Source organism: Morganella sp. GD04133 (assembly GCF_029835375.1).
Lineage (GTDB): Bacteria > Pseudomonadota > Gammaproteobacteria > Enterobacterales > Enterobacteriaceae > Morganella > Morganella morganii_B.
In genome coordinates, this window is sequence record NZ_JAODZS010000017.1 from 23,753 (window position 1) to 47,863 (window position 24,111).

At 48.6% G+C, this 24,111-nt stretch carries 23 protein-coding genes; 11 read left to right on the forward strand and 12 right to left on the reverse strand.

The genetic code is table 11. The annotated features are described in order from the left end of the window. Nucleotides 1–6 precede the first annotated feature (6 nt). The 4 genes from N7387_RS10030 to N7387_RS10045 form a co-directional block, all read right to left on the reverse strand. On the reverse strand, nt 7–870 hold the full coding sequence (locus tag N7387_RS10030; protein ID WP_279798663.1) for a DUF3289 family protein: 864 nt from the start codon (nt 868–870) through the stop codon (nt 7–9). A 134-nt stretch (nt 871–1,004) separates the two neighbouring features. Then, on the reverse strand, nt 1,005–2,330 hold the full coding sequence (locus N7387_RS10035; protein ID WP_080694322.1) for an amidohydrolase: 1,326 nt from the start codon (nt 2,328–2,330) through the stop codon (nt 1,005–1,007). Between the two features lie 19 nt (nt 2,331–2,349). Further along, complete coding sequence (locus N7387_RS10040; protein ID WP_004241148.1) at nt 2,350–2,826, reverse strand: hypothetical protein; 477 nt, start codon at nt 2,824–2,826, stop codon at nt 2,350–2,352. 12 nt (nt 2,827–2,838) lie between these two features. Continuing rightward, a complete protein-coding gene (locus N7387_RS10045; RefSeq protein ID WP_262861397.1) occupies nt 2,839–3,627 on the reverse strand; it encodes a DUF3100 domain-containing protein in 789 nt (262 codons plus the stop codon). Between the two features lie 1,572 nt (nt 3,628–5,199). On the opposite strand from N7387_RS10045, the gene N7387_RS10050 reads away from it, so the two are divergent. The 8 genes from N7387_RS10050 (at nt 5,200) to N7387_RS10085 (ending at nt 12,609) form a co-directional block, all read left to right on the forward strand. Continuing rightward, nucleotides 5,200–5,790, forward strand: coding sequence for a fimbrial protein (locus N7387_RS10050; protein ID WP_262861399.1), 591 nt, complete (start codon nt 5,200–5,202; stop codon nt 5,788–5,790). Between the two features lie 98 nt (nt 5,791–5,888). Next, nucleotides 5,889–8,387 (forward strand): fimbria/pilus outer membrane usher protein, encoded by a 2,499-nt coding sequence (locus tag N7387_RS10055; RefSeq protein ID WP_279798667.1) that lies wholly within the window; start codon nt 5,889–5,891, stop codon nt 8,385–8,387. A 61-nt stretch (nt 8,388–8,448) separates the two neighbouring features. Further along, complete coding sequence (locus tag N7387_RS10060; protein ID WP_262883386.1) at nt 8,449–9,183, forward strand: molecular chaperone; 735 nt, start codon at nt 8,449–8,451, stop codon at nt 9,181–9,183. A gap of 19 nt (nt 9,184–9,202) precedes the next feature. Beyond that, nucleotides 9,203–9,694 (forward strand): fimbrial protein, encoded by a 492-nt coding sequence (locus tag N7387_RS10065; RefSeq protein WP_262861116.1) that lies wholly within the window; start codon nt 9,203–9,205, stop codon nt 9,692–9,694. A gap of 9 nt (nt 9,695–9,703) precedes the next feature. Further along, entirely contained in the window at nt 9,704–10,195 is a 492-nt protein-coding gene (locus N7387_RS10070) for a fimbrial protein (protein WP_080694321.1), read from the forward strand. Continuing rightward, nucleotides 10,195–10,737: a fimbrial protein gene (locus N7387_RS10075; RefSeq protein ID WP_279798672.1), complete on the forward strand. Its 543-nt coding sequence runs from the start codon at nt 10,195–10,197 to the stop codon at nt 10,735–10,737. Before N7387_RS10070 ends, N7387_RS10075 begins: the two co-directional genes overlap by 1 nt. A gap of 7 nt (nt 10,738–10,744) precedes the next feature. Further along, the gene (locus tag N7387_RS10080) at nt 10,745–11,608 is read left to right on the forward strand and encodes an MrfJ (protein ID WP_279798674.1); all 864 of its coding nucleotides are present in this window, start codon (nt 10,745–10,747) and stop codon (nt 11,606–11,608) included. A 98-nt stretch (nt 11,609–11,706) separates the two neighbouring features. Beyond that, nucleotides 11,707–12,609, forward strand: a complete 903-nt coding sequence (locus N7387_RS10085) for a LysR family transcriptional regulator ArgP (protein WP_262861119.1) — start codon at nt 11,707–11,709, stop codon at nt 12,607–12,609. A gap of 28 nt (nt 12,610–12,637) precedes the next feature. Here N7387_RS10085 and fba read toward each other — a convergent pair whose 3' ends face one another. The 8 genes from fba to N7387_RS10125 all read right to left on the reverse strand — a co-directional run bounded on the left by fba (nt 12,638) and on the right by N7387_RS10125 (nt 21,490). Further along, nucleotides 12,638–13,501, reverse strand: coding sequence for a class II fructose-1,6-bisphosphate aldolase (gene fba, locus N7387_RS10090; protein ID WP_004241136.1), 864 nt, complete (start codon nt 13,499–13,501; stop codon nt 12,638–12,640). Between the two features lie 66 nt (nt 13,502–13,567). After that, entirely contained in the window at nt 13,568–14,533 is a 966-nt protein-coding gene (locus N7387_RS10095; protein ID WP_004234690.1) for a PfkB family carbohydrate kinase, read from the reverse strand. A 34-nt stretch (nt 14,534–14,567) separates the two neighbouring features. Beyond that, on the reverse strand, nt 14,568–15,962 hold the full coding sequence (locus tag N7387_RS10100; RefSeq protein ID WP_262861120.1) for a PTS ascorbate transporter subunit IIC: 1,395 nt from the start codon (nt 15,960–15,962) through the stop codon (nt 14,568–14,570). Nucleotides 15,963–15,991: 29 nt separating this feature from the next. Beyond that, a complete protein-coding gene (locus N7387_RS10105; protein WP_004234686.1) occupies nt 15,992–16,273 on the reverse strand; it encodes a PTS sugar transporter subunit IIB in 282 nt (93 codons plus the stop codon). Then, nucleotides 16,270–16,719 (reverse strand): PTS sugar transporter subunit IIA, encoded by a 450-nt coding sequence (locus N7387_RS10110; protein ID WP_004234684.1) that lies wholly within the window; start codon nt 16,717–16,719, stop codon nt 16,270–16,272. The genes N7387_RS10105 and N7387_RS10110 overlap by 4 nt, the downstream gene beginning before the upstream one ends. Nucleotides 16,720–17,130: 411 nt before the next feature. Next, on the reverse strand, nt 17,131–18,231 hold the full coding sequence (locus N7387_RS10115; protein ID WP_279798683.1) for an ABC transporter substrate-binding protein: 1,101 nt from the start codon (nt 18,229–18,231) through the stop codon (nt 17,131–17,133). A 10-nt stretch (nt 18,232–18,241) separates the two neighbouring features. Next, complete coding sequence (locus tag N7387_RS10120) at nt 18,242–20,455, reverse strand: TonB-dependent siderophore receptor (RefSeq protein ID WP_262883381.1); 2,214 nt, start codon at nt 20,453–20,455, stop codon at nt 18,242–18,244. A 150-nt stretch (nt 20,456–20,605) separates the two neighbouring features. After that, complete coding sequence (locus N7387_RS10125) at nt 20,606–21,490, reverse strand: hypothetical protein (RefSeq protein WP_279798686.1); 885 nt, start codon at nt 21,488–21,490, stop codon at nt 20,606–20,608. A gap of 203 nt (nt 21,491–21,693) precedes the next feature. On the opposite strand from N7387_RS10125, the gene N7387_RS10130 reads away from it, so the two are divergent. From N7387_RS10130 to N7387_RS10140, 3 genes are all read left to right on the forward strand, one after another. Continuing rightward, a complete protein-coding gene (locus N7387_RS10130) occupies nt 21,694–22,821 on the forward strand; it encodes a DNA cytosine methyltransferase (RefSeq protein WP_262861124.1) in 1,128 nt (375 codons plus the stop codon). 81 nt (nt 22,822–22,902) lie between these two features. Then, complete coding sequence (vsr, locus tag N7387_RS10135) at nt 22,903–23,373, forward strand: DNA mismatch endonuclease Vsr (protein WP_262883645.1); 471 nt, start codon at nt 22,903–22,905, stop codon at nt 23,371–23,373. A 6-nt stretch (nt 23,374–23,379) separates the two neighbouring features. Next, the gene (locus tag N7387_RS10140; protein ID WP_279798689.1) at nt 23,380–24,078 is read left to right on the forward strand and encodes a YafY family protein; all 699 of its coding nucleotides are present in this window, start codon (nt 23,380–23,382) and stop codon (nt 24,076–24,078) included. Nucleotides 24,079–24,111: the final 33 nt, after the last annotated feature.

Here is a 24,111-nt window from a genome sequence, read left to right on the forward strand (position 1 = left end):
TCTTTTTTAGTTTTCTTTATCTTCGGTCCGGCTGCCCGATGCTTTTCCGCTGATGTCCGTGACCGCTCTGATATTAATAACAAACGGTTTAAACGCGAATTTTTTATAACGCTGCAATACATACCAGATGCGGAAAAAACGGGAATCACTGTACCGTTTCATATCTGCGGTACTCAGCCCGAAATGTCCCTGAAGCTGATAACTCAGTTGTGCGGTGAAGTGGTTATTTTTGATGTGAAGAGAATCCAGGGTGATTTCTGTTGCCCAGGTATCATTGAGCATCACCGGCGTTCCCTTTTTCAGATCCTGCCAGCGGTTACAGGCCGGAAACAGGGTTTTATTCAGCCCTTCCCGGAGCAGGTGCCGTAAATCAGCCCCGTCGCGGATCTTCACGCCCTGCCAGTCAATCTGTGCACCAATGATTTTCTTCACTGCCGCCTGCATCGGATTCAGTGCATCCTGATCCAGAATCGTGTCGCGGAAAGCATAATCCAGTGCACGATCACGATACGGCCTGCCATTGGCATTCTGCATATGGGTGATCAGTTTTTTCAGCACCCCCGGATAACCGCCGGACCAGGTGAATTGTGAGGATAACTGCCGCATCTCATCAAACAGTATCCGGCTGGTCGCTTTCGCGCCGAGATTAAAAACCTGCGGCGTGTAGTCTCGTCCCATCAGCAGCGGATGACTGCCTGCTTCCGGTTTCCGCATGGTCCAGGGATCCACCTGCGCGGAGACATCATGCAGCCGCAACAGGTCACGTAGCTGAAGTAAGTCAAAATCACCGCTGCGCATATCGTCCGGACGGTAATCATCCCGGCGGCGCGGCGACTGACAGATTAATAACGGAAATGATAGTGTTGTCATTCTTTCCCTGAATAATCGCTGCATTTTATTTATGCTGTGATTATTTTATCATCAGACGCCGGAAAGATCCCTGCCGTCAGTCTGAAAGCGGAAAAGATAAAAAAAGGCCCGTTTCCGGGCCTTCAGGGGGATGATCAGTTCTTAAAGGAACTGATAAACGAGAGGTACTCTTCTTTACTCATCAGCGGCTTATATTCCGCCATCAGGGCTTCCGCACCGGCGGCATCATCAAACAGCAAATCAATAATTGTCATTGCCATCATCTGAGCCGGACGGATATAGGCCATATCGTCATCAAAAACGACATAATCTTTGCCGTGCAGCCCGCCGCGCACTGAACCAATCCACGGATGACTGACCGGCATGATGTGGGACAGATCCCCGGTGTCAGTACTGCCGGTCATATGCTCGGCAACCCAGACGTTTTCATCACCAATCAGACCTTCCGCATTCTGCTGTAACAGATCATTCAGTACGGCGTTGTTATACAGCGGCAGATAACCCGGTAAATCTTTCACTTCCACTTCCGCCCCGACAGACATGGCACCCGCCACCAGCGCACGGGTAATGCGCTCATTGGCATCGATCATCGCCGGTACGTTTGAGGCACGGACATAACTTTCCATGCGCACATCGCTCGGGGTCACGTTGACCAGATCCCCGCCCTGGGTGATGATCGGATGGAAACGGATATAATCTTTCTCCTGAAAGGTTTCACGGATAGCATTCACACCCATGATACCCATCATTGCCGCATTCAGGGCGTTAATCCCCATATGCGGTGCCGCCGCCGCATGTGCCGGTTTGCCTTTATAATTAATCAGCTTACCGATAAAGCCGTTGGTGGTGGTGGAGATTTCAATAAATCCGTTGTCACGCTCAGGTTTGACGCTGGTCAGGTGGATCTGCATTGCCATATCCACATCATCAAACTCACCGAGGGAAATCAGCTCCGGCTTACCGCCGATATAACTGATTTTGCCTTGTTCGATCAGCTTGTTGCGGTAAGCAAGCTCGACATATTCCTCGGCCGGAACGGCAAAGGGCACCACGTCCCCCGCCAGATAGTCCATTGCCCCGGAATCCACCAGCCCCATGGTGACCGCCATCATATTGGCAATCTGCGCATTGTGACCGCAGCAGTGTGCCGCGCCGGTCTGGTCGTCCGCATCAGGGTGTTCAGCACAGATAATGGCATCCAGCTCACCGATCACCGCGACACTGCGTTTACTGCCTTTTCCGCCTTTCAGACGGGCCTTGACCCCGGTGAGCGCCAGCTGATTACGGTAGCTGACACCCAGAGAATCAAATGCTGCTTCGACTTTTTTCGCTGTGCGGGTCTCTTTATAACCCAGCTCAGGCTCTGCCCAGATATTCTCTGCCAGTTTTTTAATGTCACCCTTGCGGGCGGCAATCGCTTCGCAGACTTTGGCTTTCAGTTGTTCTTTGGTCATTGTCATGCTGAATATTTCCCTCTGATCAGATAACGCCACTCCAGGAGAGCGTCAGTTGGCCGATAAGTGCGGCAAATAAGAATGTCCCGGAGAATACCGCCAGTGATACCGGGATAATGCGCCATGAAATCGCTTTGAATTTATCGATATCTTTACCCAGTGAAAGACCCGCAAAGGCCAGTACGGTGGTACTGATAACCGCGATAGAGACTTTACCGGTCATGGCAATCATTTCTTTGTCATACGGGAACAGCGGTGAACACAGACCGGCGGCAATCAGGGAAACCCAGAAGATCACCGGCAGTTTGCCTAACGGCGGGATCATCGCAATCAGGTATGCCGCAAAGGACATACCGCCCAGCAGTGTCATTGCCAGCAATGTATCGCTGAACACCTGTCCGAACTCGCCGCGGCCGTACATTGACCCGCCGACAGCATCACCAAGTGCGGTAAAGAACACCACCAGAACCAGGATTATGGCTATTTCTGTCATCTTTTTCATGATTAGTTATCCTTATTCAGTATCCGCAGACGCCGTTGCACGTTTTCTTTTCAGCTTGTTGTACAGATAAGACGCAAACGGTAAGGAGAAGAAAATATAGATGTACAGACCTAACACAGAAGACATCAGGTTCGCGGAAGACGAGAACGCCTGAATATCCGCAGCCTGGTCAGGATAAAGTTCCAGCAGAGGCGCTACCGCTGCCGCCAGCATGGATCCGCTGCCGACACCCGCCCCCATCGCCAGAGCGAGCGGACTGAGAATATCCAGACCGGCGATCACACTGGCGAGGATCCCCATCCAGACAGCACCGTACAGCGTACCGCAGATGTACATTGCCATGACACCGCGGCCTTCCGGTGAACTTAAGCCGTATTTGGCTTCGATGATAGCAATGTTCGGCTCACGCCCGACAGAATAGGTGGCACCGACCGCTTCACGACCCATGCCTAACATAATCGCCAGCGGCAGACCCAGCATGATGGTACCGATAAAGTGGCCCACTTCCTGCAGAACCAGCGCACCACCAGCCTGAATGATTTTTTCCCAGGAGGCCCCGACGGAAGTACTCAGCTTGGCGATCAGGATCACCAGTGCCACACTCATGATAGAGGTCGCATGCGCCATGTTCTTTTCGTTGAGGATTTTAAATTTCGGAAAACTGACAATACCACCCATCAGCATGGAGTAGAGCATCGGAAAAACCATCACCAGACTGATTTTAATTTGCCCTATCGCTTCCGCAAGAAGAATGATAAATAAGCTGACCAAAAGCAACTTACTATCTTTTAATATATCCATAGTGTTACCTTTATAGGAATTGTTATTGAGAATTACTCATGTTTATTTATATAAAAACGTACCATTTCCATATTCATACTACCTGCGGGACTCTTTTCCTGACAATATTCCGAAAATTCCTTAGCCATGCCTTTTAGGCATGCCATAGATTAATAAATTAATATTTATTGATTAACCTTGTCACAACTACTTATTTCGGGTTACTAATTAATAGATAAGTATATAAATTTCAATGTGATACAAAATGCTATAATTTTGTGAAAAACATTATTTGATAAGTGGCATTGGTTTTAATTAAAATAAAAAGAGTAATATTCAAATAAGCCAATAATGTGAAGCGGCTCCTGTTTTTTTAATTTTCGGATATGATTATTTTAATGAGAATGATTTTATATAATGATGAAAACCCCGTTTTAATACTGAATTTATTCAATCATCACCGAGATGAACACCTTATTACACCTTCTTATCACTGTTATGGCAAAATATTTGACTGGCAGTAAAAAATCATCATTGTAACGGATAACATGAATAAATCAGATATAGATCACATTATTTCATCAATATAGAGACAGGTCACAATATTGACTATTCACCCGCTCCCCAGTACAGAAATCCGGAAAACGGCGTTGTACTAAACGGGTTTCATCCGCAGAGGTATCTCCGGCAGGCTGTTTTTCAGACAAATGCAGAGAACGCAGATAAAAGCAGTAAAACTGACCGGTAAACATCTCATCATGTTGCGTAATTGTTTCTTTTTTGTGAGTGACTTATCCGGCAGGAAACCTGTTTCATCGTGTCTCAAAAATATTTTGCACCTGCTCACACATAATTACTTAAAAAACACATCGGTATCAGAGTATATCCGTATATAAGCATAGCGGATAATAAATAAAATTTACTTAATTGTGACGTAGGTTACAGTCTTGTCCGGGATAGCGTAACTCTCTTTTTCAGGGTGAATATGGAGTATGACAAGCATCACAAAACCCGTGAATGACAAATAAAACTGTAGAATCTATTTTTAATAACAATCAATAACGCTCCATAATTAATTATTAATATAGAACTAACCGCTAAAACTAATCACTTTTGTATTTGATTAAAATCAAACAGGTTTTGTAAATAGTGATTATCTCCGGATATGAACATAATAAGATTGATATTCGTAGTTAAACGTAGAACATCATGATAACTAAATGTACTTTATCGCTATAAATAGCGATTAATGAAGCATACTAAAAAGGCACTCAGTTTTTGATACCAGGCAATTCACTGTTTTTTAGTCGAATCCATGAAAGGATTTTGTTCATCTTCAATATATAATCTCACTTCCTTTCTGTGCAATGATATTTAAATTTAAATGTTATCGTAATATAAAAAACAGCAGCTAACTCCGTATAATTGACACTCTAATAAACAATTATGATAATACTGCGGTATCTAAAAAATATTGTTCATAATTATTATTAAATAATTTCGAATTATAAATAACGGAATTATTTATTTAATTATAGAAATAAAACAGATTATTCTTAAATATTGACGAATACCCCTGATAAAGGAAATAACATGAAACTTCAGAAAGTATTACTCTCAGTTGTACTGGGATCTTTATTTGTTGCAGGTACGGCTATGGCAGAAGATCCGGTACAGCCGCCGGAAGTAAAAAGCGGTCTCGGAACTGTACATTTCAAAGGCTTTATTAATAACGTGCCTTGCTCTATCGACAGTAAATTCCTGGATCAGACTGTTGATTTCGGTGAAATCAGCCGTAACGAACTGACCACCGGTACTTACCGTACAGATAGCAAAACATTTAATATCGAACTGAAAAACTGTGATACCAGCACGTATAAAACAGCGCAGATTCAATTCACTGCACCCACCGTTGAACTGAAAGACGGCACGGCAACATCCAAATATGTTGGTCTGGGTTCAATCCAGAATGCCGGTATCGCACTGACAGACAGCGCCGGTAAAGCTATTGAGCTGGGCTCACGTTTCCCTGCTGAAAAATACACCCTGAACGGAGGCCGTGATCAAATCACTCCGCTGAACTTTGCTGCGTATGTGAAAGGTAACCAGTCTACCGTTGCCGGTGAACAGGCAACTACCGGTCACTTCGATACCCCGGTTAACTTCCAGATTTTCTATCAATAACAGAATAGTGACTGAATAGTTTTTGTTTAATATATGCAGTGGTCTGCAAGGACAGCTCCCGCCACTGCATAATAGATTAGCGGCGGCTGGCATATCTCATGAAGCTCAGAACAACAATTAAAATAATAACAGCTTCTGTGGTTGCAGCGATTCAGATAAATACCGCATTTGCGGAAGAAGCCGTTAACTTTAATACATCCTTTTTAGATGCAGACAGTCAGGAAATTGATTTCTCCAAATTCAGCCGGGCTAATTATGTTATGCCGGGTACGTATCTTCTGGCTACAAAACTGAATAATAATGTTATTACCAGTGATGAAAATATTCTTTTTTACGTTCCGGATTATGATCCGGAAATAACTGTTCCCTGTATTACCCCTGAATTATTTTCACAGCTTGCCATGAAAGAAGAGTGGCAGAATAAAGCCGGCTGGACAGAGCAGGATAAATTACAGTGTCTTGATATCCGCACCATTCCTGATATGCAGGCAACGGGTGATATCGCAGGTAATAAACTCAATATCCTGATCCCTCAGGCCTATATGGCTTACAGCGATCCGTCATGGGATCCGCCGGAGCGCTGGGATGACGGTATCGCCGGATTTTTATTCGACTATAACGCCACCGCCACGTACAGCAAATACCAGCCCGGCAGTGATAACGATAAAAGCAGCAAAACGGATGTTGTCAGCTACGGTGATACCGGCGTCAATCTCGGTGCATGGCGTGTGCGTGCAGAATGGCAGGCAACCGGCGGCGACAGTGCGGAACACTCAAAACGCTGGCGCTGGAACCAGATCTACGCTTACCGTGCCATCCGCGATCTCAGTGCCCGTCTGATGTTCGGTGAACAGTATCTGACCTCCGAACTGTTTGAAAGCTTCCGCTACATCGGCCTGAGCATGGAAACCGATGAAAATATGTTTCCGCCGCTGCTGCGCGGTTATGCGCCGGAAGTTGCCGGGGTTGCCCGCACCAACGCCACGGTAATTATCCGCCAGGGCGAACGTATCATTTATCAGGAGCAGGTCAGTAAAGGCCCGTTCCGTATCCGTGACATGAACTACATCGGTGACGGCACACTGAATGTCACCATTAAAGAACAGGATGGCAGCGAACAACATTTCACTATCGAAACATCCCGCCTGTCGATGCTGACCCGCCCCGGCCAGTTCCTGTTTAAACTGGCAGCGGGTAAACCGCTGTCAGACGATCACAAAACCGAAGGCCCGGATTTCGGAACAGGGAGTTTTTCCTGGGGGATGAACAACAACACCACACTGTTCGGCGGCGTGCTGGCGGCAACGGATTACCAGAACGTATCATTCGGCATAGGCCGGGATATTGCACCGTTCGGGGTATTTTCCGCGAAAGTCTCCTATTCCCGCGCGGATATGGGGAATGTTGCCGGCAAACAAAATAAAACAGGCGGTTCTTACAGTATCACCTATTCCAAAGAATTCGATGCCATTAACAGTCAGCTGACCTTCGCCGGTTACCGCTTCTCGGAGCGGGATTACATGACCATGAACCAGTTTGTCGATCTGCGCTACCGCGGCGGTAATACCGACAGCAGTAAAGAGATGTATAACATCATCTTTAATAAAGTGTTCCCGTCTCTGCGCATGAACGTTTATCTGAACTACAGCCATCAGACATTCTGGAACAAACCAAGCATCAACAACTACAGTATGACCCTCTCCCGCAACTTTGACTGGGGAGAGAAAAAGAACCTCAGTATGAGTATGTCAGCCTACCGGACAGAATCGGATTCGACAAAAGATAACGGCATCTACGCCAGTCTCTCTGTTCCGCTCGACGACAACAAAGGCATGTTCAGCTACAGCGGCAGTTACAATAAGAACTCTCACAGTAATAACGTTAACTATTACACTGATATTGATAATTCAAGTAACTATTCACTGTCTGCCGGTGAAGGCGACGGTAAAGTCAATCTGGCCGGTTTCTATACCAATGAAGGAGGGAATAACTACCTTTCACTGAGCGGAACCTATATTCAGGATAATGTGATGACAGTATCCGGTCAGTCACGCGGCGGCTTTACCCTGACCCGTGAAGGCGCGGCATTCCACCGCAGCGGCAACAGTATGGCTCCGCGCATTCTGGTGGATACCAGCGGCACACCGGATATTGATGTGCGCGGTACCGGCAAAGCGGTACGGACCAATACCTTCGGCAAAGCGATTATCCCGACCGCGACAGCCTACTCGCGCGGTCAGCTGTCTCTTGATCTCGATGCCATGCCGGATAATGCCGAAGCGCTGACATCCGTACAGCAGGCAACATTAACCTCCGGAGCGATCGGTTACCGGAAATTTAATGTTGTCGAAGGCTATAAAATCATGGGTATTATTGCTATGAATGATAATACTTATCCGCCATTCGGCGCCTCTGTCATGAATGACAAAAATGCGGAGATCGGCATTGTTGCTGATAACGGTTCAGCTTACCTGACCGGGATACAATCGGGCCAGACGCTGACGGTGGCCTGGAACGGGCAGACACAATGTACTGTCCGGATCCCGGAAATAAAGGATGATAACGTTCAGTTTACTATGCTGCTGCCATGCCAGTAAATCCGGCAGCACCGGTTTGTATTTGACAGAATTAACAGATAAATCCGTAAGGAACCCTGACATGAGAAAAGTGACCACCTTATTCTGCGCTGCACTGACCACCCTGGCTGCCATTCCGGTAACCGCAGGAGCCGCCATCGCACTCGACAGAACCCGTGTTATTTATAACGAAGGTGATAAAGCCGTACCGCTGACGGTCACCAATGAGCACCTCAGCAAACCGTATCTGGCGCAGTCCTGGATTGAGAACAGCACCGGACAGAAAATCACATCGCCGGTATTTGTTACTCCGCCGGTGCAGCGGATTGAGCCTAACAGCAAAAGCCAGATTAAAGTGCAGCTCTCTCCGGAAGCCGCCTCACTACCGGCTGACCGTGAATCGGTCTTTTATCTGAACGTCCGCGAGATTCCGCCGGCCGTTGAGAAAAGTAACGTGCTGCAAATCGCCCTGCAAACCAAGATCAAGCTGTTCTACCGTCCGAAAGCGATTCAGGTTCAGGAGCGGATGGAAAAAATAGCCGGTGCGGACGGCATCCGTCTGTCACAGAACGGCGGGCAGTACACCATTGAAAACACCACGCCATACCATCTGTCGGTCACCCGTCTGGATGCCACCGGCGGAAAAGAAGTGAAATTTGAGCCGCTGATGGTATCACCGAAAGCCTCCGCATCCTTCAGTGCTCCGGCGCTGGGTAATGCGCCGGTTGTTTATTATGTCAATGACTACGGTGATACCAAACCCCTGAAATTCAGCTGTGCCGGAAGCAGCTGTACCGTGCAGTCAGACAGCAAATAATGAACAGGAGGAACCGCTGATGACACTGACCATGCTTTTCCGTACCGGCTGCGCGGCACTGTTGTGCCTGCCGCTGATGGTCTCCGGCGGTTCTTATACTTATATCGATGTGTATGTCCGGGGGGAGATATTTATCGCGCCCTGCAAAATTAATCAGGGCGATAATATCCTGATTGATTTTAAGGATGTCTCCACCACCCGGATAGACAACGACAATTACCGCGAAAAACTGGATTACCGGATAGCGTGTCAGGATAACCGTGCCCGCGCCATGAAGCTGTATATCACCGGCACCTCATCCTCCGTCGATTCCCGCTATCTTTCCACCAGCGTCAGTGATCTGGCGGTGAAATTTCTGGCAGATGACAAGCTGATGCCGCTGAATGAAAAAATAACCATTCAGTATCCGGTACAACCCGACATTATGGTTGTCCTGGCAAAGAAACCGGCAGTAAAACTGCCCGCCGGTGAATTTAATGCCACGGCCACTATCCATATCGATTATGAATAAGGAATTGTGATGCGACATTTAATCGCACCCCTGATGCTGTCCTGCCTTGCTCTGCCGGTGTATGCCGCTACAGGGGTAGCACACAGTTCTGCTGAAATCCGGATCACCGGAAGGCTTCAGCCGCCGCCGCCCTGTAAAGTGAATAATAACGAAGAAATCCTGGTTGATTTTCAGCGTATCCAGATAAAAACGCTGGAAAAGTCAGATATCCGCAAAGATGTGGATATCCCCTTTGTCTGTGAGCAGGACTCAGAGAATTTCAAATATTTCCTCACCGTTGACGGGCCGCGGGCACAGTTCAATAACAAACTGGTGAAAACCAATCAGAACAATCTGGGCTTTACCGCTGAACTTGCCGGGGTAAAACTGGATTTAGGCAAAGCACATCCGGTAAACAGCCGCAATCTGACATTAACCATTGTGCTGACCAAAAACCCGGACGGGGACGTCACGCCCGGCGCTTTCAGCGGCACCGGCACTGTGACAATGGAGTATTTCTGATGAACCGCCCTGCTGCTTTCAGTCTGTTATTCAGCGGCGCGCTGGCATTCTCCGCCGCCTTTATCCCAGCAAGCCATGCTGCCGATAATCTGCGGGTGACAGGGGAACTGTTTAACGACCCCTGTACGCTGCTGCCGGAAAATAAAGATATGCTGGTGGATTTCAGTGATGTCTCCCTGCCGGATCTGTATGAGGGGGTTGAGGTGCACAAATCCTTTTCTCTGATCCTGTCTGATTGCGATACCACAGATATGAACCGCTTTAAGGTTAAATTCACCGGAACCGGCACCCCGGATATGCCGTCCTATCTCGCACTGGATCCGTCCAGTGACGCAGGCGGGTTTTCTATCGGCGTGCGGACAGATAATATTCCGCTGATCCCGCTGAATCAGTTTTCCAACGCCATGACCATTGCCGGCAACGGCGAAAACAACATCCGTTTTACCGCGTTTCTGCAGGTTGATCCGAAAGCAAAAGCCGATAAAACCATTAAGTACGGCGCGTTTAATTCCACCGCGTTTCTGACTATCGATTATTTCTGAGGCCGGTATGACCAGGATCTTCCGTTATATCAGTGTGCTGATCACACTCTTTTTATTTACACTGCCCGCGCAGGCAACGCTGTACAGCTACATTCTCCGGTCGGAAGGCAAGCCGAAGGATATCGATTATTACTACCGGATTACCGCCTGGACGCCGCCGCCGGCAGGCAGTGTGCATCCTTGTGTGAAAGTAGGTCTGACAAAAAAATGTTACGCCAATATTAATCACCGCCACACAAACGCAGACCGGGGCGGTATATCCTCCCGTAATAACAGCGAATTTCAGGGGCGCTGCCGGAATATGAACCTGATGACACTGCCGGATGCTAACGCCGTTTATAACTATATATATAATACCTGTTTCGGCGGACTGCCGTTTGACGGTGAAACCAATCACAAAGGTGATGTTATCCGTAACGAATGCGTAACCCTCTTTTTAACCAGCAGCCCGACCGCCGGTAACGGTTATATGTATCCGGATTCTGTCTGCGGCGTGGCACCACCACCGGGCGGTATTTGCAGTTTTACTGCTGACTATCCGAGCGCCATTCTCGATCACGGCCGGATTCCGGATAATGAAATTAACGGTGACCAGGCCAGCCAGTACCTGAGAATGAAATGCAGCAAAGATGCCACCGTCCGGATTTACTCGGTGAGTGATACAGAATCCCGCCTGAAGCTGAAAAATAACCTCTACAGCAAACTGACACTGAACGGCTATCCGCTGAACGCGTCCGGTGGTGGTGTGCCTGTTTTTGTGCGCGGGGATTATGAAGCAAACGCACTGCTGAAAAGCACACTGGAAACCACCGGGCCGGTGGAAGCAGGGCCTTTTATCGGTAATATATCCATTATTATGACCATTGACTGATCGTCTTTACGCGCCGGTATGCCAGTACCGGCGCTTTTCCTCCCGCCGCCCTTTTCGTGTAGAATAGCCGTACTTTTCACCACCACCGCAGGGCTTCCATGAAGAATGTCGATTATAAATCACTGAGATTGCTGGATCTGATTATCAAAGAGCAGGGATTCGAGAAAGCCTCAGCGAAACTCTTTATCACGCAGTCTGCGGTGTCCCAGCGGGTAAAACAGCTGGAAAATCAGGTCGGTTCCCTGCTGCTGACACGCACCGTGCCGCCGAAACCGACCGAACTCGGGCAAAAGCTGCTGGGTCTGCTGTACCACGTTGATTTAATTGAACATGACGCTTTTGATAATGAAAGCGGCAACCACGTGGTCACTATTCCGATCTCCATTAACGCCGACTCCCTCGCGACCTGGTTTTTATCCGCTATCAAGCCGATCCTGGATGATCGCGCCATTCGTCTGGATATTAAGGTGGATGATGAGAGCCGCACACTCGACTATCTGCTCAAAGGGGAGGCGGTCGGCGCGATCAGTATGCAGCCGCTGCCGGCTGTCGGCGGTACCTGTGATTATCTGGGGGCGATGGATTATATTTTTGTCTCGAGCCCGGCCTTTGCGGAAAAATATTTCAGCAAAGGGGTAACCAAAGAGACTCTGCTGCGGGCACCGGTGGTGTCATTTAACCATTCGTCAGATATGCACCATATCTTTTTGCAGGAGTATTTCCGTTTAACGCCGGGAAGCCTGAACAGCCATATTGTGCCGTCATCAGAGGCCTATATCCAGCTGGTACTGCAAAATTCCGCCTGCTGTATGATTGCGGAACATCAGATTAAACATGAGCTTGAATCCGGACGGATGATTAATCTGGTGCCGGAACTGGTGCAGCAAAAACAGCTTTACTGGCACCGTTACCAGCCGGAATCCGGCACATTACAGCGGATTTCACAGGCCATCATTACTAACGCCAAAGATTATCTGACCCAATCCCCGGTGACCGCCTGAACGGCGGCCACCGCAGGATCTGACGGAATTACAGAGATTGCCCGGCAGAGCCGAACAGACGCATCCGCTCTTCCACCCGCTCCGCGACCGGCTGTAATCCCTTCATAATCACTTTGCGCGGGTCGTTGATATCATGCGCACCCTGCTGTTCAAACTGCTCTTTCACGGACAGGCACCACGCGTACATATTTTCCGTATTAACGTTGATTTTCGCCGTACCGAGTGAAATCGCTTTCTTCATATCTTCATCAGAAATACCGGTTCCGCCGTGCAGTACCAGCGGCACTTTCACCAGTTGCGCGATATGCTGCATTTCCGCAAAGCCAAGCTTCGCTTTGCCTTTATACAGCCCGTGTGTCGAGCCGAGCGCCGCTGCCAGGCAATCCACCCCGGTTTCTTCCACCAGTTTCTGACACTCTGCCGGGTCCGCATAAATCACGTGAGAATTCACAATGCCGTCCTCACTGCCCGCGATAGTGCCCAGCTCTGCTTCCACTGACACACCACGGCGGTGCGCGTAAGTCACCAGACGTTTGGTTATTGCCAGGTTTTCGGCAAACGGCATATGTGAACCGTCGAACATCACGGAGCTGAAACCGGCTTTAATGGCCGCTTCGCAGGCTTCATAAGACTGACCGTGATCCAGATGCAGTGCCACCGGCACATCTATTTCCAGAAACTCCATCGCATTCACCACAATATCGTGAATACATTTCAGCCCGAGCATATGTTTTATGGTCCCGCCGGAGACACCTAAAATAACCGGGGAACGCAGTTGCTGTGCAACTTTTAATACTGTTCCTGTCCACTCCAGGTTATTAATATTAAACTGACCGACGGCGTACTGGCGTGCAAAAGCACGATTGAGCATATTCTCCATCGAAACTAACATCGGATTTCCCCTTGTTGGCGTATAACCGGAATTGAATTAAAAATCAGAATTTAATCAAAACCAGAATTAATCAAAATAATGTTTCAGATTTCTTTCGTATTTATTCACCGCATTATGGACATCCGCCAAATCCGGCATTGATTCGCGCACCCCTTTTTTCTCAATTGAGATGGCTGCTGACAGGCTGGCAAATAAAATAATATTCTCAATATGCCAGTTATAATGAACCCCGTACGTAAATGCGCCATGGAATATATCACCGGCACCGGTGGTATCAATCGCATTACAAATAAATGCCGGTGATATTGTCAGCATTCCGTTTTGCAGATACGCACAGCCTTTTTCACCCAGCGTAATAAATGCCTCACCCCGGGCCAGTTTATTCAGTTCCGTTAATGCCGTTTTTAACTGAATATCGGTGGTGAATTTATCAATCTCAATCAGATCACGGGCAAAGTTTTCACTGGCGACCAGATAATCGGTATATTTTGCCAGATTTAAATTGCTTTCCCGCAGTGACCCCGCGTCCATCACGACGCGGGCATCAGGCAGACGGGTCAGAATATATTCACTCAGCTCCGGTTCATGACCATCAATTAATACCGTGATGACTTCCCCTTTATCCTCCTGTGTCAGGCGGGTAATCAGCTCATCAATTTTCAGTTTCTCTTCAAATGTCATACGCGGCGGAGAGACCAGTTTGCGCGTAATAATTGTCCGGGAACCATTTAACTGATTCACTAATACAGATGCCAGCGGTGTGATCATTTCATCGTTAAAAATAACGTAATCGGTATTCACACCCACATCATGAAACTCATCAATAATTTTCTGACCATAGATATCGTGGTTAAGGTGTCCGGTAAAATAAATATCCTCTCCCCACAATCCCAGTAACCATGCCGCATTGGCACAGGGTCCGCCGCCGCTTTCAATAAAATCGCCGGAGAAATTTTTGGTGTTCTCCTCCGGCCAGCGGTTAAGGAAGAAGAACTGGTCGAAGCAGGATAAACCGACAGAAATTACTGCCATAACAACTCCTTAAATCCTTTCGTCAGTATCATGTTTACTTATGTGCGCGGTCTTTTTCCATTAATTCGTCATAGCTCAGGGTATCACCCACCACTTTGACGGATTTAAAGGCAAACGGCGCCAGTAATGCCAGAACCAGAACAAAACAAATCAGGTAAATCGCAATCTGACCGAAGTGAGTAAAGGCTTCACCGATAACAATGCCCCACACCGCGAAGTCAAAATCTGCAAAGGTACTGTTTTCGAAGCCCAGGTTACCCAGTGCCGGTAACAGCATGGCCGGTAAGAAGGCGAGGAAAATACCGCCGATAAAGGACGCGATAATACAGCCTTTTTTGCCGCCCAGTTTGTCTGCGAATACACCGGATGTACCGCCGCAGAAGAAGTGCGGCACCATGCCCGGGATAATCAGCGCCATACCCAGCCCACCGAGCATCAGCATGCCGACAAGACCGCCGATAAAGGAGCTGATAAAGCCGATCACCACCGCTGTCGGGCTGAAGGTAAAGAAGACCGCACAGTCAACAGCCGGAATTGAATTCGGGATCAGTTTCTGGCTGATACCCTGAAACGCAGGCACGAGGTCACCCAGGATTAAGCGCACACCGCTGTAAACAATCGCCACACCCACCGCGAACTGCAGACCGGTCAGGATGGAGAAGATCACCATATTCTGCTCAGTGATAGTGCTGATATAAGCGGAACCGGCAACGATGCTGCACACCAGATAAATCACGACCATCACAATACCGGTCGTTACGGTGGTATCGCGCAGGAAGCCCCATTTTTCAGAGATTTCAGTATCCGCAAATGAGTTTTCCGCTTTACCGACTTTCGCCGCAATCCAGGCAGACAGGTAATAACCGAGGGAACCAAAGTGCCCCATGGCAATACCGCCGTCTTCCGTTACGCGTTTGGTGTAACGCTGTCCGATCGCCGGTGAAATAGCAGACCAGGCACCCAGCAGGAAACCGCCGATAATCACCATTTCCCAGCCTTTGAAATGCGCGGCCTGTAATACCGCCGAGAATAAGCAGGCTAAAAAGAAAGAGTGGTGACCGGTTAAAAAGATATATTTATATTTGGTAAAACGGGCAATCGCCAGGTTGAAAATAAAGCCGAGTAATAAAATACTCATGGTTTCCACACCCAGTAATTTCTGGGCAACAGACACAATCGCTTCGTTATTCGGAATAACGCCCCGGATATTAAAACCGGCTTCAATAATACCGCCGAGCGGATTCAGGTTTGCCACAATAACGCCGGCACCTGCACTCAGCATTAAATAACCGAGGATCGGTTTTAATGTCCCGGTTAATAATTTATTGACCGGTGACCGTAATGCCAGTAACCCCACCAGGGAGATAATCCCCATAAGAAAGGCAGGCTGACTGAATATCTCAGTCAGGAATGAGAGAATATAAGCCATAATTTAATTCCTGTAACAAGAATGAACTATCAGGACTGACTCAGTTTCAGTAAAGCGTCTTTAATATCTTCCGCAATTTTAGCTTTATGCACATAACTGCGGATCACGGCAACTTCACACTGCGGCGGAAATTGTGATGCCAGCTCTTTAATCGTGACATACAGATCCGCTTTCTCACCCACGGCATTGGCAAAATCCACTGAAGCCACATCGGCTTTTATGCCCATCTCCTCACAAATTTTTTTCACGTTATTGGCGGCCATTAATGAGCTGCCGATACCATTGCCGCACACTGTTCTTATTTTAATCATGCTGTCCTCTCTATCGACGTCCGGATAAACTGTAAAATCTGTTCTTTGTTATTCTCTTTTACAAACTCAGTAATATTATTTTCAATCAGATCAGCCACGGTCTGAATCAGATGAATATGGGTATCTGAATCTGTCGCGCTGATAGCAATAATGACATTGACCGGATCAAACTCCTCATGATGAAACACCAGTGGTGTACCGGTCACCACCACGGAGAACGCAGTTTTTAATGCCCCTTTTTCCGGTCTCGCATGCGGCATCGCCACCCCGGTATCCAGCACAATCACCGGCCCGAACTCATGATATACGCGGATCATTTCCTCAATATAATCAGGGGTACAGGCACCTGATTTTTGCAGTAACTCACCAGCATAGCGGATGCCTTCTTCCGGAGAGGCAAAATTCTGATTCAGGGATAACAGCCCGCTCTCAAAATGAATATCCAAAACCGAACTCCTGATGTGATTTTTTCTTATTTTAAAGATGGCTTATTTGCGCCTAAATAAATAGCGACGAAGATCACATTCCGGTTTTAAGAATGTGAGGATGATCTCGTTTGCCTGAAATAGCGCTTTATCGTGTAAAGCAAAAAATATTTCTTTTAATTCAATTAATTACTTTTTACAGAAAATTTCGCTGTTTTTATTTTCCGGGCTGAATATGTGGCCTGAGTCATATTTTCACTGGTGAAAATAAGATGTTCATCACATTTTTGAGGGTACTGAGTTGTCACTTTGCGGGGCAGATCAAATTAAGGGATAAAATTGATTTCTTTTTAACCGGTGATAAAAAAAGAAGCCCGGCAACACTGTTTTTTGTGCCGGGCTTCTGTGCTGTTTTTGCTGATAAACGGATAATTACTGCATCGTCACCCAGAACGTTCCGGTGCCGCTGACAGCCGTAAACCGCTGATGAAATGACACCATTTCCGCCTGCGGATTCAGGTCACTGAATGCCTGCGGATGGAAAAACGCGGCCAGTGCCTCGGCGGCAAAAATATTCAGCGGGCTGTTGTAGAAATTATGGTAAACCGCCATCACGTGCTGTGATTTCACCGCCTCCAGCGAAGATAATCCCCGGCGGTTCATCAGCGCATTCATCTCTTTGTGCGCCGGTTCTGCCGGTGCACCGTACCCGAGCGTGACCGCCTCTGAACGGCGGTTATACTGTTTCCAGTCCGCGCCGGTCAGCACATAGAACTGCGGGTTGAGATGCAGGATATTTTCAATGCTGCTTTCCGCACCGTTTGCCGGCATCGTGTCACGCACCAGGTTATCACCCCCCGCAATCTCCGCCAGTTCACCGAATCCGGTACGTCCGTATAAACGGCAGCAGTCATTGCCGAATAATCCGGCGTTGCTTTCAATCAGCACGGACGGTTTTTGTTCCGGCAAACGCTGACGCAGTGCAGCCAGTTTAAGCCGGTAGTATTCCGAAAATTCCGCGGCCCGCCCTTCGGTTTCAAACAGCGTGCCGATAAGCTGAATACTTTTCGGGGTGTTCTCTGTCATGTCACTGCGGAAATCGATAAAAATCACCGGGATGCCCGCCGCTTCCAGTTGCGGCAGCAGGTTCGAGCTTTTCATCAGCCCGTAGGACGATTTGTGCATCAGTACCGCATCCGGTGACAGCGCCAGCAGGTTTTCGGTTGTAAAGGTCCCGTCTTTGCTTTTCGGCAGAACCGGTAACCGCGCCAGTTTCGGCACTGCTTCCAGGTATGCCGCTTCCAGATCCGGCGCATAATGCGCCAGGGTATCACTCCATCCGCTGAGAGAGGAAAAATGGGTTTTCCCCGCCGCAATATCCACCGCCAGAATGTCACGGGCATCCGCAAGAAACAGCCGCTTGACCGGTGTATTCACCGCCACTGACCGTCCCTGTAAATCAGTGATAATTTGCGTCTGAGCACGGGCTCCTGTGCTCAGCAGCAGCGTCATCATCAATAGGAATATACGCATAAAACGGGCCTCAGAATGTCACCAGATAATTCAGTGCGAATGTGCGCCCGCGCCCTTTATAGCTGTATAAGTCCGGTGCGCCGTACGCCGGGCTGTACAGGATAGGTGCGCGCTGTCCCCACACGGTGGTGTAATCTTTATCCAGCAGGTTTTCGACCGCAAAACTGACTTTACCGACCGGTAACTGATAGCTGCCGAGGAAATCGACGGTGTTATATCCGTCCAGTTTCTCCCCGTCCGCATCGGTCAGGCTGAAGGATTGCTGGCTTTGCAGACGCAGTGTCCAGTCTGACGGCTCCCAGGCCACATACGCGGTGACTTTTGACGGGCTGGCAAACTTAACACTCCATTTTTCCCACTGATCGCCCGTTTTGGTCTCGGATTTGATCAGATTGAAATTGGTGCCGACACGCCAGTCAGTATCTGCGATCGCGTAATCCGCCGCCCCTTCCACGCCGTAGATCCGGCGTTTGTCATCTTTCAGGAAGATAGTCATATCTTTCTTATTGATGTCGTAGCTGCTGTCAGACAGTGAATAGTATGCCGCCAGCTGGGTTTGCAGGCTGTCTCCGGTGTAACGCCAGCCCAGCTCGAAGGAGTTGACCTTGATGCCTTTTACCCGCGTATCATTGATGTTCACACTGTTGAGCAGCGGATAATGACCATTAACCGGCGAACCGTAAGTGCCGGTGCCGTAGAATTTGGCGATATCGGGAATTTCAAAGCCCTGGGAGAAATTAAACCAGGTCTGTTGTGTGTCGGTCAGGTTGAGCAGCACCCCGGCATTAAATAACAGGTTGTTGTAATCCGTTTCCCCGCCCGGTACCGCATCCGCCGAAGTGGCTTTGCCTTCCGCAATCAGCTGTTGCTGCTGATAACCGACAAAATCATCCACTTTATTTTTCGTGTACTGATAACGCACACCGCCACTCAGAGTCACCAGCGGGTTGATGTCATAACTGCTTTGCAGAAACGCCGCCATCGTGGTGGTGGTGTAACCCGGATAACGCCCGGTGTTATAGGCGGAATCCAGTGTCAGTCCGTTACTTTCTTTGGCTTTTTGCAGATTAAAGAATTTCTGATTGGCACTGAATTTTTCATGCTCAGCATCCGCACCGTACGTCAGTGTCAGATTATCCAGCGGCTTGCTGTTAAAGGTGACTTTACCGCCGTAGAAATCGGTTTTCTGCTCTGATGCACTGATACTGCTGACGACATAATCCGGCTTTTTACCGCCCAGCGCCGGGAACGGATAGAAGGTCTGGGTTTCATCACGGTAATACGCCTGAGCTACCAGATCCTGTCCCAACAGGTCACTATTGCTGTATTGCAGATTGACCATATGGCGTTTGGTGCCCGGAATACGGTCAGAATCCAGCTTATCACTGTTATGCGCCGTGCCTTTCCCTAAGACGGCCGCAAAATCTTTACCGAGATCGATCCCGTGTTTACCGTCAGATTCACTATTGTAATACTGCGCCATCAGTTCCAGCGACTGATGGTCATCAATCGTCAGTGTCCCGGAGCCCATCACATCCAGGCGGTCAGAATACTGAAGTCCGGTTTGGGTGTTATCGATCAGGATTTCGCGGCCTTTACCGTCATACCAGCCGCCGTAACGCTGATAAGCCACAGATAAACGCCCGTAAGCCTGATCATTACCGCCGCTGACCGCCGCTGCCACGTTTTCATCATGATCCGAACCGTTGCGGAACCCGCTTTTGCCGCCGATCTGAACTTCAACCTGTTTTTCTTCCTGACCTTTTTTGGTCACGATATTAATCAGACCACCGCTGCTGCCGCCACCGTACAGAGAGGTCGCACCGGAAATTACTTCGATATGGTTGATATTGAACGGATCAATCGAATCCAGCTGACGGCTGTCACTGCGCGATGAATTCAGGCGCACGCCATCCACCATCACAATCATTGAGCGCCCGCGCATATTCATGCCGTAGTTTGTCCGGCCCTGGCCGCTGACACTCATCCCCGGGATCAGCTGCGCCAGGATATCTTTCAGCTCTTTGCCGCCTTCCGCCTGCTGCGCGATATCCGCATTATCAATGACCCAGGTGGTTTGAGCCATTTCAGACACTGTCCGGTAGCTGCGCGAAGCAGAGACCACAATCGGTTCGCCGGAATCGGCAGAGGTTGCCGCCAGAACCTCCGGCGTGGTTAACAGGGTCAGGCAGGGTGTCAGAAGACAAAGAGAGCGGATGCGCATTGGTATCTTTCCTGTGAAGATCAAAAAAGTTTATTATCAGGCTGCTGATAATATTGACTGAGAATGATTATCACAAGAAGAAATATTTTCCATTTGCTTTCTGTATTTGGTTTTCAGGGAGTGACTATTCACTGTGATTATGCCGTTTTCCTATGCCCGGGCCAGCGCAATTCCGGTAATGGCTCCCTGCTGATAAATAACTTTTTTCCGTCCATCTGACAAATTCACTTTATAAATGCAGCCGGAAAGATCAGCGACATACGCGAGATCATCATCTGTGTTCATCGCCAGACCAATTGCTTCCCGGAACCCCCGGGCGATAACCCGGTAATTATGCAGCCCCGATTCGTTAAAATCCGCCACATTCAGGCTGTTACCATCCGGCGGAGCCCCGCGGTCTGTCCAATATAATCTGCCGTTCTGTAAATCAAGGCTCAGATCGATAGGTTCCGGTAACCCGGATAACAACACCGACATATCTGCTTCATTCATTTCGTTGCCGTCACTGAATTTATCCAGACTCAACCGGAAAATTCGGCCTTGTCCGCCTTTTGATGCCCCTTTTTGAGTCCAGTACAGATCATTATTGAATGTATCAACGGCAATACCTACACACTGGTCAGCAATATCCGCGACAGTGCTGCCCGCAGAACGTCTGCTGACAATTGTCTGTATGTTTTCGCCTTTGGTTGTACAACGCATCACAGCACCACCTTCACGATCACACCAGTACAACTCCTGCCGGGAATGATGTAAAAACAGTTGTTTCCCGGTCATAAATATACCCGGCGGTATCAGTAACTGCGGATTTTCCCCCCGCAACCCGCAACGTCCGACAGCACCGTCTTTTTTCGTAAATGGCGCGTCTCCCATGTTTGTCCAGTAAATAACCCGGTTTTCCGTATCTGCCACAATACCGTCGAGCATTCCGGGTACCGGTCCCATAATCACTGTCTGCGAAAAATCCTGCAGATCCAGCCGGATAATCTTATTTCCTTCAGTTTGCAAAAAGTACAGTACTGACTGTGTCATCATGTTTACCCCTCAGAGAAAACAACGGTAAAATTACCGAATCACCTTACCTGATATTTCATTATTGCGGGTTAATGAAAGATATAGCAGCTATCGTTTTTTTAGTAACACAATAACTGCCGCTGCTGTTTCCCGGAGCCCCGGGCAGTGATATAGTGCCGGGATAAAACCGGCACACTGCCCGGCGGCTGTTTCCCGAACCGGAGATGATTTTGAAAAAACACCCAGAGGATGCCCCTTTCCGGCAGTCACCCGAGGATAATTGCAGATTCACCTTTATCGATCTTTTTGCCGGCATCGGCGGGATCCGGCTGCCCTTTCAGCAACTGGGTGGTCGTTGTGTGTTCACCTCTGAGTGGGATAAATTCGCCCAGCGTACCTATTTTGCCAATTACGGGGAGATGCCCGACGGCGATATCACCCGGATCGCCGCAAAAGATATTCCGGATCACGATATTCTTCTCGGCGGTTTTCCGTGCCAGGCATTTTCACAGGCAGGTGCGCGTCAGGGGTTTAACGACACCCGCGGCACCATGTTCTTCGAAGTTCAGCGCATCATGACGGAGAAACGACCGAAAGCGTTTCTGCTGGAGAACGTCAAACAACTGCGCGGTCATGACGGCGGCCGGACGTTACAGACCATCCTCGATATTCTGCGCGGACAGTATGAACAGACCGTGCCGGATAATATTCCGCTGAGTGAGGAGACGCGCAGCGCGTTATCGCAAAAACTGAACTATTGGGTTGATTTCCGTGTGCTGCGTGCCGCCGATTTCGGTATTCCGCAAAACCGCGAGCGTATTTTTATCATCGGTTTCGATCGCGACCAGTTTCCGGATGCGGATTTTGATACCTTATTTTCCTGGCCGGAACCGACTCATCAGCCCACCCGTCTCGGCGATATTCTCCAGAGCAAAAAAATACTGGCGGAAGATGCCGTGCGCTATAAAAAAGATCGTTTTACCATCTCGGATAAATTATGGGCCGGCCATCAGAAACGGAAAAAAGAACATAAAGCCAGAGGTAATGGCTTCGGATATTGTCTGTTTGATAAAAACAGCGAATATACCAATACCCTGAGCGCCCGCTATTATAAAGACGGTTCTGAGATCCTGATTGACCAGTCGCGGGACGGTAAAAACCCGCGTAAACTCACCCCGCGGGAATGTGCAAACCTTCAGGGATTTCCGGAAAATTATATTACCGATGCGGTTTCCCTGGGACAAATTTATAAACAGTTTGGCAACTCTGTCTGTATGACGGTTGTGGAAGCGATTGCAGAACAACTCACGGCGGCATTAGTGCGGGCTGGTGCATTACCGCCGGTAAAATAATCTTCCGGCGGCGTACCGCATATTTTCCCGGCGAAATAGGGTAATCTGGGTTTATTCCTGAAATCAGCGGCTGAAAATCCGATGGATGTACATGACAAAGAAACCCGCTCCCGGAATATGCGCGCCATCCGCAACCGGGATACCAAACCGGAGCACCATGTCAGAAAGCTGTTGCACCATAACGGCTTTCGTTTCCGGTTATATCCGGCAAAGCTTCCCGGCAAACCCGATATATGGATGGCAAAATGGCGGACGGTCATTTTTATTCACGGCTGTTTCTGGCATATGCACGATTGTGAGAAATTCCGTCTCCCCGCCACCCGGACAGAGTTCTGGCAAAAAAAATTATCAGAGAATAAAATCCGTGATAAAAAATACAGCGCAGAACTGCACCGCATGGGGCTACGCACATTAATCATCTGGGAATGTGCCCTGACCGGGAAAACAAAATTATCTGACCCGATGCTGCTGACATTAATAAAAACCTGGCTGATGAGCAGTGCTGTTTCAGGCAGTATTACGGACTCCGGATTAACGATCACGCCAGGCTGATACCTTATGACACGCACCCAACGCTTACTCACCTTATTACAGATCCTGAAAGAAAACCGTTATCCGGTCACGGCGGATTCCCTCGCCTCGCAATTACACATCAGTGTGCGTTCCGTTTACCGGGATATTGAAACCCTGCGCTGCCAGGGTGCCGACATTACCGGTGAAGCCGGTCTCGGTTATCAGATGAAATCAGGCTTACTGCTGCCGCCGATGATATTTGATGTCAATGAACTGGAAGCCTTAATTCTCGGATTGCGCTGGGTGCAGAGTAATGCGGATGATGAACTGAAAGCCTCTGCTGCCCGGGCGGCCAATAAAATTAATGCCGTAGTGAAAAATGAATCCCGCGCTGTTTTCAGCGACAGCACATTATTTGTGCCCGCCTCACAGCTGACACAGGTCGATAATATCATTGCCGGGAAATTGCGCCGCAGTATGCGGGAAGAGCTGAAAATCAAACTGCATTATCAGGATAAAGAGGCACAGACCAGCAACAGGATTATCTGGCCGATTGCCATCGGTTATATGAAAGAGGTGCAGGTACTGGCTGCCTGGTGTGAATTACGGCAGAGCTACCGGCATTTCCGGCTCGACAGAATTCAATCCTGTGACATATTAACCGACAGACTGCCGTACCCGAAAAAATACCTGCTCGACCGCTGGCGCAAAGACGTCCTCTGCATCCCTCCTGACAGATTCTGACACTCCCCTCACCTATGATGATGCCTCAACACA

Coding starts and splice junctions, on each gene's coding strand:
- N7387_RS10030 (WP_279798663.1), bottom strand. CDS start 870: ATGACAACACTATCATTTCCGTTATTAATCTGTCAGTCGCCGCGCCGC.
- N7387_RS10035 (WP_080694322.1), bottom strand. CDS start 2,330: ATGACAATGACCAAAGAACAACTGAAAGCCAAAGTCTGCGAAGCGATT.
- N7387_RS10040 (WP_004241148.1), bottom strand. CDS start 2,826: ATGAAAAAGATGACAGAAATAGCCATAATCCTGGTTCTGGTGGTGTTC.
- N7387_RS10045 (WP_262861397.1), bottom strand. CDS start 3,627: ATGGATATATTAAAAGATAGTAAGTTGCTTTTGGTCAGCTTATTTATC.
- N7387_RS10050 (WP_262861399.1), top strand. CDS start 5,200: ATGAAACTTCAGAAAGTATTACTCTCAGTTGTACTGGGATCTTTATTT.
- N7387_RS10055 (WP_279798667.1), top strand. CDS start 5,889: ATGAAGCTCAGAACAACAATTAAAATAATAACAGCTTCTGTGGTTGCA.
- N7387_RS10060 (WP_262883386.1), top strand. CDS start 8,449: ATGAGAAAAGTGACCACCTTATTCTGCGCTGCACTGACCACCCTGGCT.
- N7387_RS10065 (WP_262861116.1), top strand. CDS start 9,203: ATGACACTGACCATGCTTTTCCGTACCGGCTGCGCGGCACTGTTGTGC.
- N7387_RS10070 (WP_080694321.1), top strand. CDS start 9,704: ATGCGACATTTAATCGCACCCCTGATGCTGTCCTGCCTTGCTCTGCCG.
- N7387_RS10075 (WP_279798672.1), top strand. CDS start 10,195: ATGAACCGCCCTGCTGCTTTCAGTCTGTTATTCAGCGGCGCGCTGGCA.
- N7387_RS10080 (WP_279798674.1), top strand. CDS start 10,745: ATGACCAGGATCTTCCGTTATATCAGTGTGCTGATCACACTCTTTTTA.
- N7387_RS10085 (WP_262861119.1), top strand. CDS start 11,707: ATGAAGAATGTCGATTATAAATCACTGAGATTGCTGGATCTGATTATC.
- fba (WP_004241136.1), bottom strand. CDS start 13,501: ATGTTAGTTTCGATGGAGAATATGCTCAATCGTGCTTTTGCACGCCAG.
- N7387_RS10095 (WP_004234690.1), bottom strand. CDS start 14,533: ATGGCAGTAATTTCTGTCGGTTTATCCTGCTTCGACCAGTTCTTCTTC.
- N7387_RS10100 (WP_262861120.1), bottom strand. CDS start 15,962: ATGGCTTATATTCTCTCATTCCTGACTGAGATATTCAGTCAGCCTGCC.
- N7387_RS10105 (WP_004234686.1), bottom strand. CDS start 16,273: ATGATTAAAATAAGAACAGTGTGCGGCAATGGTATCGGCAGCTCATTA.
- N7387_RS10115 (WP_279798683.1), bottom strand. CDS start 18,231: ATGCGTATATTCCTATTGATGATGACGCTGCTGCTGAGCACAGGAGCC.
- N7387_RS10120 (WP_262883381.1), bottom strand. CDS start 20,455: ATGCGCATCCGCTCTCTTTGTCTTCTGACACCCTGCCTGACCCTGTTA.
- N7387_RS10125 (WP_279798686.1), bottom strand. CDS start 21,490: ATGATGACACAGTCAGTACTGTACTTTTTGCAAACTGAAGGAAATAAG.
- N7387_RS10130 (WP_262861124.1), top strand. CDS start 21,694: ATGATTTTGAAAAAACACCCAGAGGATGCCCCTTTCCGGCAGTCACCC.
- vsr (WP_262883645.1), top strand. CDS start 22,903: ATGGATGTACATGACAAAGAAACCCGCTCCCGGAATATGCGCGCCATC.
- N7387_RS10140 (WP_279798689.1), top strand. CDS start 23,380: ATGACACGCACCCAACGCTTACTCACCTTATTACAGATCCTGAAAGAA.